Annotated in this window: 13 protein-coding genes and 1 pseudogene; 7 read left to right on the top strand and 7 right to left on the bottom strand. The window is 73.7% G+C overall.

What is annotated here, in order from left to right:
* Positions 1 to 394 (top strand): annotated as a pseudogene (locus tag AB0M39_RS35355) (TetR/AcrR family transcriptional regulator); the annotation flags it as partial.
* A 699-nt stretch (positions 395 to 1,093) separates the two neighbouring features.
* Here the strand turns inward: AB0M39_RS35355 and AB0M39_RS35350 are convergent.
* Positions 1,094 to 1,879: a SigB/SigF/SigG family RNA polymerase sigma factor gene (locus tag AB0M39_RS35350; RefSeq protein ID WP_365371235.1), complete on the bottom strand. Its 786-nt coding sequence runs from the start codon at positions 1,877 to 1,879 to the stop codon at positions 1,094 to 1,096.
* A 239-nt stretch (positions 1,880 to 2,118) separates the two neighbouring features.
* Entirely contained in the window at positions 2,119 to 2,802 is a 684-nt protein-coding gene (locus AB0M39_RS35345) for a GAF and ANTAR domain-containing protein (protein WP_365371233.1), read from the bottom strand.
* Between the two features lie 121 nt (positions 2,803 to 2,923).
* Here AB0M39_RS35345 and AB0M39_RS35340 point away from each other — a divergent pair, with 121 nt between their 5' ends.
* Entirely contained in the window at positions 2,924 to 3,313 is a 390-nt protein-coding gene (locus AB0M39_RS35340) for a CBS domain-containing protein (RefSeq protein ID WP_365371231.1), read from the top strand.
* Positions 3,314 to 3,338: 25 nt separating this feature from the next.
* Here AB0M39_RS35340 and AB0M39_RS35335 read toward each other — a convergent pair whose 3' ends face one another.
* Entirely contained in the window at positions 3,339 to 4,508 is a 1,170-nt protein-coding gene (locus tag AB0M39_RS35335; protein WP_365371228.1) for a PAS domain-containing protein, read from the bottom strand.
* A 239-nt stretch (positions 4,509 to 4,747) separates the two neighbouring features.
* On the opposite strand from AB0M39_RS35335, the gene AB0M39_RS35330 reads away from it, so the two are divergent.
* The 4 genes from AB0M39_RS35330 to AB0M39_RS35315 all read left to right on the top strand — a co-directional run bounded on the left by AB0M39_RS35330 (position 4,748) and on the right by AB0M39_RS35315 (position 8,851).
* Entirely contained in the window at positions 4,748 to 5,281 is a 534-nt protein-coding gene (locus AB0M39_RS35330) for a type 1 glutamine amidotransferase domain-containing protein (protein WP_365371240.1), read from the top strand.
* A gap of 71 nt (positions 5,282 to 5,352) precedes the next feature.
* Positions 5,353 to 5,577 (top strand): DUF6458 family protein, encoded by a 225-nt coding sequence (locus AB0M39_RS35325; RefSeq protein ID WP_365371224.1) that lies wholly within the window; start codon positions 5,353 to 5,355, stop codon positions 5,575 to 5,577.
* A 106-nt stretch (positions 5,578 to 5,683) separates the two neighbouring features.
* A complete protein-coding gene (locus AB0M39_RS35320) occupies positions 5,684 to 7,000 on the top strand; it encodes an NAD(P)/FAD-dependent oxidoreductase (protein ID WP_365371221.1) in 1,317 nt (438 codons plus the stop codon).
* 6 nt (positions 7,001 to 7,006) lie between these two features.
* On the top strand, positions 7,007 to 8,851 hold the full coding sequence (locus AB0M39_RS35315) for a transketolase (RefSeq protein ID WP_365371218.1): 1,845 nt from the start codon (positions 7,007 to 7,009) through the stop codon (positions 8,849 to 8,851).
* A 694-nt stretch (positions 8,852 to 9,545) separates the two neighbouring features.
* Here the strand turns inward: AB0M39_RS35315 and AB0M39_RS35310 are convergent.
* Positions 9,546 to 10,460: a VOC family protein gene (locus AB0M39_RS35310; RefSeq protein WP_365371216.1), complete on the bottom strand. Its 915-nt coding sequence runs from the start codon at positions 10,458 to 10,460 to the stop codon at positions 9,546 to 9,548.
* Between the two features lie 295 nt (positions 10,461 to 10,755).
* Between AB0M39_RS35310 and AB0M39_RS35305 the strand changes: the two genes are divergently transcribed.
* Positions 10,756 to 11,148, top strand: a complete 393-nt coding sequence (locus AB0M39_RS35305; RefSeq protein ID WP_365371214.1) for an SSI family serine proteinase inhibitor — start codon at positions 10,756 to 10,758, stop codon at positions 11,146 to 11,148.
* A 55-nt stretch (positions 11,149 to 11,203) separates the two neighbouring features.
* Here the strand turns inward: AB0M39_RS35305 and AB0M39_RS35300 are convergent, their stop codons facing one another.
* The 3 genes from AB0M39_RS35300 to AB0M39_RS35290 all read right to left on the bottom strand — a co-directional run bounded on the left by AB0M39_RS35300 (position 11,204) and on the right by AB0M39_RS35290 (position 13,538).
* A complete protein-coding gene (locus AB0M39_RS35300) occupies positions 11,204 to 11,359 on the bottom strand; it encodes a hypothetical protein (protein ID WP_365371211.1) in 156 nt (51 codons plus the stop codon).
* A 74-nt stretch (positions 11,360 to 11,433) separates the two neighbouring features.
* A complete protein-coding gene (locus AB0M39_RS35295; RefSeq protein WP_365371208.1) occupies positions 11,434 to 12,387 on the bottom strand; it encodes a cytochrome c oxidase assembly protein in 954 nt (317 codons plus the stop codon).
* Between the two features lie 125 nt (positions 12,388 to 12,512).
* Positions 12,513 to 13,538 carry a 6-phosphofructokinase gene (locus AB0M39_RS35290; RefSeq protein WP_365371206.1) on the bottom strand — a complete coding sequence of 342 codons (1,026 nt, stop codon included), beginning with the start codon at positions 13,536 to 13,538 and terminating at the stop codon, positions 12,513 to 12,515.
* Between the last annotated feature and the right edge of the window lie 5 nt (positions 13,539 to 13,543).

The raw sequence follows: 13,543 nt of genomic DNA, 5'->3' as shown, positions 1-13,543 counted from the left end.
GGGCGGCGGGGTCGTCGCGGTCCTCGGGCTGCACCGGCTGGAAGCCGCCGAGGAGATGGTCCGTGCGGCGCAGCGCGGTGCGACGGTCACCGCGGTCCTGGTCACCGGCAGCCCCGGCGAGCTGATGCCGCTCGCCCGGCTGGCCGTCGCCGACCTCTGCGGCTGTCTGCGCCAGGCGTTCCCGCCGTCGGCATGGCCGCGACTGCAGGTGGTGTACGACGCCTCGGGCGAACTGGCCGCGGCGGCGGGCGTGAGCGCGGTCGGCGACGGCACGGAGGCCGCGGTACGCATCGAGGCGGGCCGAATCGTCGCCCGCGCCGAGGGCCGCGGCGCCTGCCACGCGGCGGCGACGGCTGGGGCGGGCGCGGCGACGGATGACCGAGAGAGCGTCTGAAGCTGGCTCCTGCGCGAGGGTGGGTGCCCGCAGCCGCCCCCGCTGGGCAGCACGTGCCTGACGGCCGGGTCGGGCGCGGCGACCGGGGGAGCGTCTGAGCTGGCTTCTGCCCGAGGGCGGGGGTCTATAGCCGTCCTCGGGTCCGTGGGCCGCGGGCCGGGGGAGTGTTTGAACTCGCCCCCGCCCACGGGCGGGTGCCCGCAGTTGCCTCCGGTGGGCAGTCGCCGCGTGAGGGGGTGCCTGGCGCGAGCGCGCGGCACGCGCGCGACCGCCGGGGCGGGCGCGGCCCGCGCGGTGGCCGGCGACCGGGAGCGTCTGAACTCGCCCCGCCCACAGGCGGGTCCCGCGGTCGCCCTGGCACCTGGTCGCCGTGGGGCGGTGCCTGGCGCGAGCGCGCGACGGCCAAGTCGGCCGCCGCCTGCGCGGTGGCTGGCGACCGGGAGCGTCTGAGCTCCCCCGCCCGAGGGCGGGTGCCCGCGTCGCCCCCGGCACTCGGTCGCCGGGTAAGACAGCGCCTGGCGCGAGCGCGCGGCGGGCGGCACGCGCGCGACCGCCAGGGTGGCCGCGGGCTGCGCGGTGGTCGATGGGCGAGGGAGCGTCTGAGCTCGCTCCTGCCCATGGACGTGCCCGCAGTCGCGCCCGACGGCCGGGGCGGGCGCTGTGGCCGGCGACCGGAGAGCGTCTGAACCCGCCCCGACCTCAGGCCGCCTCTCGCATGATCTCCTCGCGTAGTTGGGTGCAGCAGCGGGTGATCAGGCGCGATACATGCATCTGGGAGATGCCGAGGTCCTCCGCGATCCTGCTCTGTGTCATGTCGTCGAAGAAGCGCATGTAGAGGATCCGCCGTTCCCGCTCCGGCAGGCGGCGGATGCGGGGACGTACCGCCTCGCGGTCGATCACCACGTCGAGGGCGGGGTCCGGTTCGCCCAACGCGTCGCGGAGCGTGTGGTGGTCGCCGTCGGCCGCGCCCGACAGCCCGGCGTCCAGGGAGAGCGCGGTGAAGCTGTTCAGCGCCGCGAGTCCCGCGCGGGCCTCCTCCTCGGTCATGGCCGCCTGCTTCGCGATCTCCTCGACGCCCGGCCTGGCGCCGCCCCTCGTCTGGGCGAGGTCCTGGCAGGCGGTGCGGACGCGGCCCCTCAAGTCCTGGACGCGGCGCGGCACATGAAGGACCCACAGATGGTCCCTGAAGTGCCGTTTGACCTCGCCGGTGATGGTGGGCACGGCGAAGCTGACGAACGCGCTGCCCCGCTCGGGGTCGTACCGGTCGACGGCCTTGACCAGGCCGAGCGCCGCGACCTGACGCAGATCCTCCATGGACTCCCCGCGATTGCGGAACCGCCCGGCGAGGCGGTCCGCCATGGGCAGCCATGCCTCCACGATCCCTCGGCGCAGGGCCTCCCTCTCGGGCCCCTCCGGCTGGACCGCGAGACGGCGGAACTCCTCGTCGGTGTCGGGGGCGTCGTCGTGCGGATGACTCGTACGCATGGGAATCACAACTCCCTGGACGGTGCTGACGGTTGGCTGACACCGTGGGGAGGAGACCGGGCGCCGGGCGCGCGCACGCCCGGGAGCGCGACTGCTCCCACGGGCGTGCCTCCGGTCCGAAGCACTCTCTGCGGGTGCCCGAGGCCCCGCCCGGCAAACCTCCCGCCCGCCAAGAGTCGGCAGACAACCGGCAGCCGTCCGCAGACAAGAGGGGCGGGTCGACGAGGCCGAGGCGCCGCCTAGCGCAGGCCCTGCCCCGTGTCGCGTACGACCTCCTCCGCGACCGCGGACAGCTTCCGGTTGCCGCGCTGGGAGATCTGCCGCAGGACGTCGAACGCCTCCGCGGCGCCGCACCCCCGCTGATGCATGACGATGCCGCTCGCCTGGTCGATGACCGCCCGCGTCCGCAGGGCCGCCGCGAGCTGGTCGGCCTCGGCGACGGCGGCCCGGCAGCGCCGGTCGCGTACGAGCCCCTCCGCGAAGAACTCGCCCAGCACGCGCACCGGGCCGTGGGGCGCGCCCGGGAAGGCGCCGGGCCGGAAGCTGTACAGACTGAGCGTCACCTCGAGCCCCGTACGGCGAAACGGCAGGGTCACGCTGGACCTGATGCCCGAATCGAGGGCCACGGCACGGTAGTCGGGCCAGCGCTCCTCGGTGAGCAGGTCGGGCGCGCCCACGGGCTCGCCCGCGTCCAGCGCGCTCGGCGTCGGCCCCTCGCCGGATGCGAGCTCCACGCAGAGCAGGGCGCTCAGGTCGGGGTGCGTGGCCGTCGCACGGCGGTCGGATCCGTCGCCGGCGACGGTGGCCACGGCCCCGCAGCAGGCGTCGGCGCAGCGCATCGCCTGCTCGGTGAAGTGGGACAGCTCGCGGGCCGCGGATGCGGCGGCGGAAGGCTCGGTGGTCAGGCCGGACGAGGGCGACATGAGGGCCTCCTTCGCTCTGCGGCTGCCCTCCGACCGCCCCGGCATGCGTAACCTCTGCCCGCCGGGGTACTGCGGGAGGTCTCGGACGAGCCGCGGAGCGATCCTCGAAAGGCTGGCAGCCATGACGCAGTACGTAAGGGATGTCATGACACCGGGCGTCGCCGCCGTGCGGCCGGACGCCTCACTCGTGGAGGCGGCGCAGCTGATGCGCGCCCAGGACGTCGCAGGCGTGCTGGTGGCCTCCGGCAGCAGGCTGATCGGCGTGCTGACCGACCGGGACATCGCCACCCGGGCCGTCGCCGAGGGGGTGGATCCGATCACCGTCAGCGCGGAGTCCGTCTGCACCCCGGCGAGCGTGTCGATCGGCCCCGACGAGCCGGTGGCGACGGCGGTCTGGCTGATGCGACGGCACGCGATACGGCGGCTGCCCGTGGTGGACGGCGTCCGGCCGGTCGGCATGGTGAGCCTCGGCGACCTGGCGGAGGCCGGCCCCCCGGAGGGACCGCTCTGACGTACGGCCAACGGACCGCTCTGACCTACGGCTGGGCGGGCCGGCGCCGCATCGCCAGGGCGATGTGGTGCGACATCACGTCCACGGCCCGGGCCTCGGCCATCGAGAACGCGAGCCGCGCCCCCGTCCGAAAGAGCGTCAGCACGCCGTGCACCGCGCCCTGCCCGCCGCCGCCGTCCCGCGGCAGCCGGAGCGGCACGCAGAGCAGCGAGGTCACCCCGGCCTGCACGAGGACCGACGCGCCCGTCTCGTCCACGCCGAAGCACTCCAGATCCTCCGGCCGCACCTGGAGCGAGGACGTGCCGCCGCGCGCGGTCTCCGCCACCAGCGGGCAGGCGGCCGGATCCTGCCGCTCGACCCGCTTCGGCAGCGCCCGGGCCCCGGCCTCGGCGGGTGCGAGGACGACCGTGCGGCTGAGCGCGCCGTGCGCCGACAGGTCGCCTATCGCCCAGTCCGCGAACCGGCCGGCGAACACCCGGGCCGCCGTGGCCAGAGCCCAGTCCGGGCCCGGCGACGCGTCCTCGTCCGGGCCGCGCAGCAGGGCCGTCGTCATGGCGTCGAGGAGATCCGTCAGCTCCGCGTGCCGGGTCGCCTCGCCCAGATCCGGCACGGCGGGGTGCCGGCCGGCCGTGGGGGCGCTCTGGGCGCCCTCGCTCTGGACGACCGCCAGCACCGAGGGCCGCGGCTCCGCGGGCGGCCGCAGCGCCGTGAGGGTGGCCAGCAGCGTCTCATCGGGCCGCTGCTGGAGATGGATCCGCAGGCTGCGGGCGCCCTCGCCGCGTGCGACGGCCGCCGCCTGCGAGCGCAGGGCCGCCCGGTCGCCGGGCCGCAGCAGGCCCGCCAGCGGCCGGCCGGCCGCATAGCCGGCCCGTACGCCGGTCAGCTCGGTCGCGGCGAGGTTCATCCGCCGTACGACGGTGTCCCCGCCGATCAGGGCCACCGGCAGCGGCAGCCGCTGGAAGACGGCCTTGAACAGCTGCTGCTCGGCCGGGTCCGCGCCCGTCGCCCCCCGCTGCGCGGCCGCCAGCCGCTGGTAGCGCGGCCACAGACTCTCCGCGACGTGCTGGAGCTCGAAGAGCGCCGCCTCGAGCAGAGTCTGCTGTTCGGGCTGGGGCAGGCCGCGCGCCGCCGTCAGCTCCCCCACGCGCCGGACGAAATCCGCAAGCTCCGAGCCGAACTCATCGGTCTGCGCCATGGCAGCAAGCTAGCCGACCCGCGGCCCGTGCGAAGGGCTGCCGGGCAAGCCCGGAAACAGTGCCGTATGTGCCCGTTTTGCGCATGAATCCTGCGGAGGCGGGCAGCCGCGCTGGAGAGAGACGGCTGTACATCCCGGAGCGCACGTACACCCGGACCCCGGGCCCCAGGCCCCCGGGCCGCATCGCCCAGCGGCGTGCCTCCCGAAGCGTCCGCACCCCGGAGAAGGATGTGAGTCAGATGCGAGTGGCGTTCCTCGTCGCCCCGCAAGGAGCGGAGCAGGTCGAGCTGACCGAGCCGTGGCGGGCCGTCGGCGAGGCGGACGGCGAACGGGAGCTGATCTCCACCCGGCCGGGCCAGATCCAGGCCTTCGACCACCTCGACCGGGCCGACCGCTTCCCGGTGGACCGGACGGTGGCCGAGTGCGAGGTCGAGGACTTCGACGGGCTCGTCCTGCCCGGCGGCGTCGCCAACCCCGACGCGCTGCGCATGGACGAGGGCGCCGTCGCGTTCGTACGGGGGTTCGTCGACGCCGGAAAGCCGGTGGCGGCGATCTGCCACGCCGCCTGGGTGCTGGTGGAGGCCGACCGGGTGCGCGGACGGCGGCTGACCTCGTACCCGAGCGTGCGCACGGACGTCCGCAACGCGGGCGGCGAGTGGGTCGACGAACAGGTCGTGGTCTGCGACGCCGCCCCGAGCACCTTGATCACCAGTAGGAGGCCGGCCGACCTGAAGGCCTTCTGCGCCGCGATCGTCAAGGAGTTCGGCGGCTGACCGCGCGTGCATGACCGGTCGCGGGGAGGGTACCCGGCAGCGGCAGCCGAACTGACAGGAAGGTGAATCACATGGGCTTGGGCGGATGCATCATCCTCATCGCCGCCGGGGCGATCCTCACGTTCGCCACCGACTGGCAGGTCGAGGGAGCGAACCTCAGGGTCGTCGGCATGATCCTGATGGCCGTGGGCGTCATCGGCGTCGCCACGTTCACCAGCATCGCCAAACGACGCCGCGTCGTCGTGCCCCCGTCGACGCCGGTGGTCGACGAGGGGCGTGATCGCCGCTACGAGTGAGACGCGCCCCGCGGACGGCCGTACGCCGCCGTCCCCGCGGACAGCCGCGCGTCCCCGCCGCATTCCGTACACGTCCGTACGTTCCCGTCTAGCGCCGGAGCCGATCGTGACCCGTACTCGAGTCGTCGTCGTGGGAGCCGGATTCGCGGGCTTCCAAGCTGCCCGCACGCTCTCGCGCACCCTGCGCGGCACAGCCGACGTCGTCGTCCTCAACCCCACCGACTACTTCCTCTATCTGCCGCTGCTCCCCCAGGTCGCCGCCGGCATCCTGGAGCCCCGCCGGGTGACCGTCTCCCTCCCCGCGGCCCTGCCCCACGTCCGCCTCGCGCTCGGCGAGGCCGACCGGGTCGACCTCGACCGGGGGCGGGTCCACTACACCGACCCGGAGGGGAACCCCGGCGAGCTGGCGTACGACCGTCTCGTGCTCGCCGTCGGCAGCGTCAACAAGCTGCTGCCGATCCCCGGGGTCGCCGAGCACGCCCACGGATTCCGCGGCCTGCCCGAGGCGCTGTACCTGCGCGACCACGTCGTCCGGCAGATGGAGCTCTCCGTCGGAGCGGTCGCCGACTGCGCCGCCCGGCGCACCTTCGTGGTCGTGGGGGCGGGCTACACCGGCGTCGAAGTGGCCGCCCAGGGCGTCCTGTTCACGGACGCCCTGGCCCGTCGGCTGGACGCCGCCGCACCGCGTCCCCGCTGGGTCCTGATGGACATCGCCGACCGCGTCCTGCCCCAGCTCGACCGGCGGCTGTCCACGGCGTCCGACCGGGTGCTGCGCCGCCGCGGGGTCGAGGTGCGCACCGGAGCCTCTGTCAAGGAGGCCACCGAGGCCGGAGTCCTCCTGGACGACGGCGAGTTCGTCGACACCCGGACGGTGGTCTGGTGCGTGGGCGTGCGACCCGACCCGCTCGTCGCCGAGGTCGGACTGCCCGTCGTGGGCGGCCGGCTCGTGGTCGACCCCACGCTCACGGTCCCCGGCCGCCCCGAGGTCTTCGCCTGCGGCGACGCCGCCGCCGTGCCGGACCTGACCCGCCCGGGCGAGCTCACCCCGATGACGGCGCAGCACGCGACGCGCCAGGGCCGGCTCGCCGGGCTCAACGCGGCGGCCTCCCTCGGCCACGGAGAGCAACGCCCGTACGAACACCACGACCTGGGCTTCGCCGTGGACCTCGGCGGCGTGCAGGCCTCGGCGAACCCGCTGGGCGTGCCGCTGTCCGGACCGCTCGCGGGCGCCGTCACCCGCGGCTACCACCTGGCCGCCATGCCCGGAAACCGGGTGCGCGTCGCCGCCGACTGGCTGCTGGACGCCCTGCTGCCGCGCCAGGCCGTGCAGCTGGGCCTCGTCCGCTCCGGGTCGGTCCCCCTGGACACCGCGTCGCCGGAGCTGGCCCGCCTCCCCGGCGGACCGCCCGCCAAGGAGCACTGAACCGATATGCGCTACGAACAACTGGCAGAACTAGGGCAGCAGCTGCGCGTGGACGCGGTCCGCGCGGTCGACGCCGCCGGATCGGGACACGCCACGTCCTCGATGTCGGCGGCGGACCTGGCCGCCGTGCTGCTCGCCAAGCATCTGCGCTACGACTTCGACCGGCCCGAGCACCCGGGCAACGACCGGCTGATCCTCTCCAAGGGGCACGCCTCGCCGCTGCTGTACGCCCTCTACCGCGCCGTCGGCGTGGTGGACGACGAGGAGCTGCTCAGCTTCCGCCGCAGCAGCAGTCGGCTCGAAGGGCATCCCACCCCCCAGCTGCCCTGGGTGGACACGGCGACCGGATCCCTCGGCCAGGGCCTCCCGGTCGGCGTGGGGATGGCGCTCGCGGGCCGGCGCCTCGACCAGATCCCCTACCGGGTGTGGGTGCTCTCGGGCGACAGCGAGATGGCCGAGGGCTCGGTGTGGGAGGCCGTCGAGCACGCCGCGTACGAGCATCTCGACAATCTCACCCTGATCGTCGACGTCAACCGCCTCGGCCAGCGCGGCCCCACCCGCCACCAAGGGGACCTGGACGCCTACGCCCGAAGGCTCGCGGCCTTCGGCTGGCACACGATCACGGTCGACGGGCACGACGTCGCCGCCATCGACGCCGCGCTGACCGAGGCCGACGACACGACGGGACGGCCCACGGCGGTCATCGCCGGCACCCACAAGGGACACGGCGTCGCCGACGTCGAGGACCGGGAGGGCATGCACGGCAAGCCGCTGCCCGACGCGGACGCGGCCATCGAGGAGCTGGGCGGCCCGCGCTTCGTGACCGTGGAGGTCCAACGGCCGCCCGCGGCACGGGTCCTGCGCGAGAGGCGCACCGAGCCCTACACGCCGCCCCGGTACACGGTCGGGGACTCGGTCGCCACCCGCACGGCGTTCGGCGAGGCGCTCGCCGCGCTCGGCTCGGCGCGGCCGGAGGTCGTCGCACTCGATGCGGAGGTCGCCGACTCGACCCGGGCCGAGTACTTCGCCAAGGCGCACCCGAGCCGCTTCTTCGAGTGCTACATCGCCGAGCAGCAACTGGTCGCCGCGGCCGTCGGACTGTACGCCCGCGGCTACATCCCCTACGCCTCGTCGTTCGCGGCCTTCCTCACCCGCGCCCACGACTTCGTGCGCATGGCGGCCGTCAGCGGGGCCGCGATCAACGTCGTCGGCTCCCACGCCGGGGTCTCCATCGGCCAGGACGGGCCGTCCCAGATGGGGCTGGAGGACCTGGCGATGTTCCGCGCGCTGCACGGCAGCACCGTGTACTACCCCTGCGACGCGAACCAGACGGCGTACCTGACGGCCGCCATGGCCGACCTGCCCGACGTCAGCTATCTGCGCACGACCAGGGGCGAGACGCCCGTCCTGTACGGCCCGGACGAGGAGTTCCCCAGGGGCGGCGCCAAGGTGCTGCGCACCGGGAACCAGGACCGGGTGACGGTGGTCGCCGCCGGGGCGACGGTCCACGAGGCGCTGCGGGCCGCCGACGTGCTCGCGCAGGAGGACATCGGCGTACGCGTCGTCGACCTCTACAGCGTCAAGCCGGTCGACGAGGCGACGCTGCAGGCCGCGGCCGACGAGACCGGCTGTCTGCTGACGGTGGAGGACCACCGTCCGCAGGGCGGCCTCGGCGACGCGGTGGCCGAGGCGTTCACGGACGGCAGGCCCGTGCCGCGGCTGGTGCGGCTCGCCGTGCGGAGCATGCCGGGCTCGGCGACGCCCGAGGAGCAGCTCCGGCTGGCCGGCATCGACGCGGAGTCGATCGCGACGGCGGTGCGGATGCTGGTGGAGCACGCGGTCGTGCGCTGACTCCCCGCGGGCCGCGGGCTATGCGCCGTCCGGCGCCTCGCGCTACGGCGCCTGCGTGACCGCCCGTAACCGATGTGTTGCGGGTCCGCGCCCCTGAGGTCAGTCTGTTAGTTGACCCATAAGCGACATGAGGTCACTCTTCGCACTCGGGGGCCGCATGCGAATGGGTGAACAGGTCGCGGTGAGGAGCCACGGTCATGCATATCCCGACCGCCTGCCGCTACTCCATGGAAGTGCAGGCATCCAGAGAGCGGATTCCGCAGATCCGGCGGATCCTGGCAGCACATCTTCGGTACTGGCGCCTTGAGCACCATATTTCCCCGGTCTGCCGCGCGGTGGACGAGCTCGTCGGAAACGTCGTCCAGCATGTGGAGGGCGACAAGTCCTGCGTGGTGGAGCTGCGCTGGACAGGACGGCATGTGATCGCGTCCGTCGCGGACAAGGATCCCCGGATGCCCCGGGTGACCAGTTCGTCCCCGGCGAAAGGCGGTCTGGCCACGGTCGCGTTCCTCAGCGACAGCTGGGGCACCTGCGGCACCGAGGGCGGCAAGGTGATCTGGTTCAGCAGGCGGGTGAAGGCCGCTCAGCGCATTCTGCTCGCGGCCGGCGCACCGGTGGCGCCCACGCGCACGTTCGAGCCCCTGCCCGTCGCACCGCTGCCCCTGAGCCCGCCGCTCAGCGCGGCCGTCGCCCTTCACTCGGGCCCGCCGGCCGGGCCTTTCTCGGACGCGGGCTCGGACGCCGGCTCGGATGCGGACGCGGTCGCGGCGGCCGCCGATGCGGCCCCGGCCGACGGGGGAGCGGGCGCGGCGCGGCCCGCGACCGTGAACAGCGCGCCGTCCGGATCGCGCAGCGTCGCCTCCGCGCCCTCGGTCGTATAGCGCTGGCCGATGACGAAGCCGCCGTTGCGGCGCGCCGACTCGACGGTGGCCGCGACGTCGGCCACCGGGAAGATGACGTGCCACCGCGCCTGGACCATGGGGTCCGGCGCGGCGTCCACGGCGCCGGAGCTGAGCCTGGCCAGGACGTGTCCGTCCTGGCGCAGCACGACCTCCTCGCCCACGTACTCGACCTCGCAGCAGCCCGTCTTCTCGCTCGCCCAGTCCAGCACCTGGCCGTAGAAGATCGCGGCGTCGAGCGCGTCCCTGGTCCGCAGCCGCAGCCAGACCGGCGCGTCCTTGCGCCAGGTCTGCCAGTCGGAGATCAGCTTCCCCTCCCAGATGCCGAAGACCGCGCCGTCCCGGTCGGCCGCCAGCGCCCCCCGGCCCACCGGGAAGGTGATCGGGCCGACGGCGACGGTGCCGCTCCGCTCCCGGATGCGCGCGGCCGTCTCGTCGGCGTCGGCGACGGCGAAGTACGGCGTCCAGTCGACCGGCGCCCGCAGATTGGGCCCCAGCATGCCGATTCCTGCCACGGACAGGCCCTCGCGCATCGCGATGCTGAACTGCTCGCCCAGCTTGGCCGTCCGGAACTGCCACCCGAGGACCGCGCCGTAGAAAGCCTGCGCCCCCGCCAGATCGCGCGTCATGAGACTGATCCAGCAGGGAGCGCCGAAGACGTCGCGGCTCATCGTGCGCCCCGACTCGGCGGAGGTCGTGTCCTTGTCCATGGCCATCAGCGTCGCAATCAGCGCTCCGGACGAGTCCGGGGCGCGTGGTCGTCGAGTGGTGGGGCTTGCGCCGTCCATACTCGCCCCGCCCGGCCTCGCCCGCCAACCGCGCGAACGCGCCCCGTGGCCGTGCGCCCACCGCACGTCGCCGAAGGCTGGTCCATCCGGGTGCTCCGGCGCCCCCGTGCGCCTCACCCGGCGGCGCGGCCGCTTGCCGCACGCGATACCGGGAGGTGCTCTGGGCTCCTCGCGACTCGGCGGCGCGCCGGGCCGCCCGTGACACAGGAGCAACTCCATGCACCGCTCAGCCGCCACCGCCGCAGCCATGATCGCCCTCGTCGCGGCCACGCCCGCCTACGCCGTCGGGGACGCGCCCGCCCCGCCCCCCGAAGGGCTCTTCCTGACCGCCGCGGGCGAGGACAACGCCTGGACCCGCGGCGTCCGCCTGACCTGCGCCCCCACGCCCGACGGCCCGCACCCGGACGCCGCGGCCGCCTGCCAGGCGCTGGACATGGCGGGCGGCGACCTCGACCGGCTGCCCGGCGAGGCACGCGCCTGCACCAAGATCTACGAGCCGGTGACGGTCAGCGCGCAGGGCGAGTGGCGCGGTCGGCCGACCTCCTGGCAGAAGACCTACGCGAACTCATGCGAACTGGACGTGGCGACCGGCGCCCTCTTCCGCTTCTGAGCCGGCTGCCGTCCGGGACGCGGCTGCCCTTGACCGGCGGCCGGGTCCGCCCGGGTCAGTTCCGCGAAGCGATCACCCCGATCGTCACCAGCCCGAGCACCACCCAGCCGAACCAGAGCCAGCCATTGCTGCCGAGTGCCGCCGTATAGGCCGTCACGACCACCAGGGTCCCGACGGTGAGCACTCCCATCGCCTTCGTGGAACTGGACATGCGCGCCCTCCTCCGACGGCTGCGGCCGTCGCACTCATGGTCGCGCGTGAGGAGGGCTCCGCGCTACCGCCCGGCTACCGTCCGCGTGCCTGGAGCGAGGCGAGATACGCGTTGTACGCCTCGAGCTCCTTGTCCCCGTCGCGGTCCGCGGCCCGGTCCAGCCGCCTGGCCTGCCGCTGCTCGGAGCGGTACCACTGGAAGACCAGCGCGATCAGCACGAGCACCGAGGGGATCTCGCTGAACGCCCACGCGATGCCGCCTGCCGCGTTCTGGTCGGTGAGCGCGTCGATGCCGAGCGAGGCGGGCGGGTTCGCATACGTCTTGATCATCGGCTCGCTCGCCATCATCAGCGCGATGCCGAAGAAGGCGTGGAACGGCATGCCCGCGAAGAGCTCCAGCATCCGCATCACATAGCCGGGCCGGTGCGGGCCCGGGTCCACGCCCATGATCGGCCAGAAGAAGACCAGGCCCACGGCGAGGAAGTGCACCATCATCGCGATATGGCCCGGCTTGGACCCCATCAGGAAGTCGAAGAGCGGGGTGAAGTAGAGCCCGTACAGGCTCGCGATGAAGAGCGGGATCGTGAAGACCGGGTGCGTGACGATCCGCATGTACCGGCTGTGCAGCAGCGCGAGGAGCAGCTCGCGCGGCCCCTTGCGGCCGCGGCGCGCGGACACCGGCAGGGCCCGCAGCGCCAGCGTCACCGGCGCGCCCAGCAGCAGCACGATCGGCGAGAGCATGCTGATCACCATGTGCTGGACCATGTGCACGCTGAACATGACCATGCCGTAGTCGTTCAGCTTGGTGCACATCACCAGCGCCACGCTCAGCACGCCGACGACGAACAGCACCGTCCGGCTCACCGGCCAGCGGTCGCCGCGCCTGCGCAGCCGCGCCACGCCCCAGCCGTACAGGCCGAGCGCCAGCAGACAGCCGATCAGGAAGAAGGGGTCCGGCGACAGTTCCAGACCCCGTCCCAGCGTGAACGGCGGCAGATCCATCGTCATGCCGTGCCCGCTGTGATCCATCCGACGGCTCCTGTTTCGTGCTGGTTGTCCGCTTGTCGGCACAAGAGTAGAACTGCCCCCGATCGCAGCTGCGACCGGGGGCAGTTCGTTGAGCTATGTACGGGTTTAGTGCGTACGGGTGTGGCTCAGAGCACGCACTCCGCCTCGGCGTACCGCTCGGCCGGGACGGTCTTCAGGGTCTCCACGGCCTGCGCCAGCGGCACCATGACGATGTCCGTGCCGCGCAGCGCCGTCAGCATGCCGAACTCGCCGCGGTGCGCGGCCTCCACTGCGTGCCAGCCGAAGCGGGTCGCCAGGACCCGGTCGTACGCGGTGGGGGTGCCGCCGCGCTGGACATGGCCGAGGATGACCGGGCGGGCCTCCTTGCCGAGCCGCTGCTCCAGCTCGATGGAGAGCTGACGGGCGACGCCCGCGAAGCGCTCGTGGCCGTAGACGTCCTTGCCGCCCTCGTCCCACTCCATCGAGCCGGGACGGGGCTTCGCGCCCTCGGCGACCACGACGATCGCGAATCGCTTGCCCGCCTCGAAGCGCTCGCCGACCCGCTGGGCCAGCTCCTCGATGTCGAAGGGGCGCTCGGGCACGACGATGGCGTGCGCGCCGGCCGCCATGCCGGAGTGCAGCGCGATCCAGCCGGTGTGGCGGCCCATGACCTCCACGATCAGCACCCGCTGGTGCGACTCGGCGGTCGTCTTCAGCCGGTCCAGCGCCTCCGTCGCGACGCCGACGGCCGTGTCGAAGCCGAAGGTCACATCGGTGGAGGCGATGTCGTTGTCGATGGTCTTCGGCACGCCGACGATGGGCAGCCCGCCCTCGGAGAGGAGGTGGGCGGCCTTCAGCGTGCCCTCGCCGCCGATCGGGATGATCGCGTCGAGGCCGAGCTCGGCGACGTGCCCCTTGGCGCGCTCCACGCCGTCGCGCAGATGCGCGGGCTGGACCCGGGAGGAGCCGAGGATCGTGCCGCCGCGGGCCAGGATGCCGCCCACCGCGTCGAGGTCGAGCTTGCGGTAGTCGCCCTCCAGGAGGCCCTTCCAGCCGTCGTGGAAGCCGATCACCTCGTCGCCGTGGTCGACCACGGCGCGGTGGACGACGGAACGGATGACGGCATTCAGTCCGGGGCAGTCGCCGCCGGAGGTGAGCACACCAATGCGCATAGCCC

Source organism: Streptomyces sp. NPDC051907, assembly GCF_040681075.1.
GTDB lineage: Bacteria > Actinomycetota > Actinomycetes > Streptomycetales > Streptomycetaceae > Streptomyces.
The sequence above is the reverse complement of the archived record's forward strand: the minus strand, read 5'-3'. Positions and strand labels throughout refer to the sequence as shown.

Coding starts and splice junctions, on each gene's coding strand:
- AB0M39_RS35330 (WP_365371240.1), top strand. CDS start 4,748: ATGCGAGTGGCGTTCCTCGTCGCCCCGCAAGGAGCGGAGCAGGTCGAG.
- AB0M39_RS35295 (WP_365371208.1), bottom strand. CDS start 12,387: ATGGATCACAGCGGGCACGGCATGACGATGGATCTGCCGCCGTTCACG.
- AB0M39_RS35335 (WP_365371228.1), bottom strand. CDS start 4,508: ATGGCGCAGACCGATGAGTTCGGCTCGGAGCTTGCGGATTTCGTCCGG.
- AB0M39_RS35315 (WP_365371218.1), top strand. CDS start 7,007: ATGCGCTACGAACAACTGGCAGAACTAGGGCAGCAGCTGCGCGTGGAC.
- AB0M39_RS35350 (WP_365371235.1), bottom strand. CDS start 1,879: ATGCGTACGAGTCATCCGCACGACGACGCCCCCGACACCGACGAGGAG.
- AB0M39_RS35325 (WP_365371224.1), top strand. CDS start 5,353: ATGGGCTTGGGCGGATGCATCATCCTCATCGCCGCCGGGGCGATCCTC.
- AB0M39_RS35340 (WP_365371231.1), top strand. CDS start 2,924: ATGACGCAGTACGTAAGGGATGTCATGACACCGGGCGTCGCCGCCGTG.
- AB0M39_RS35310 (WP_365371216.1), bottom strand. CDS start 10,460: ATGGACAAGGACACGACCTCCGCCGAGTCGGGGCGCACGATGAGCCGC.
- AB0M39_RS35300 (WP_365371211.1), bottom strand. CDS start 11,359: ATGTCCAGTTCCACGAAGGCGATGGGAGTGCTCACCGTCGGGACCCTG.
- AB0M39_RS35290 (WP_365371206.1), bottom strand. CDS start 13,538: ATGCGCATTGGTGTGCTCACCTCCGGCGGCGACTGCCCCGGACTGAAT.
- AB0M39_RS35305 (WP_365371214.1), top strand. CDS start 10,756: ATGCACCGCTCAGCCGCCACCGCCGCAGCCATGATCGCCCTCGTCGCG.
- AB0M39_RS35345 (WP_365371233.1), bottom strand. CDS start 2,802: ATGTCGCCCTCGTCCGGCCTGACCACCGAGCCTTCCGCCGCCGCATCC.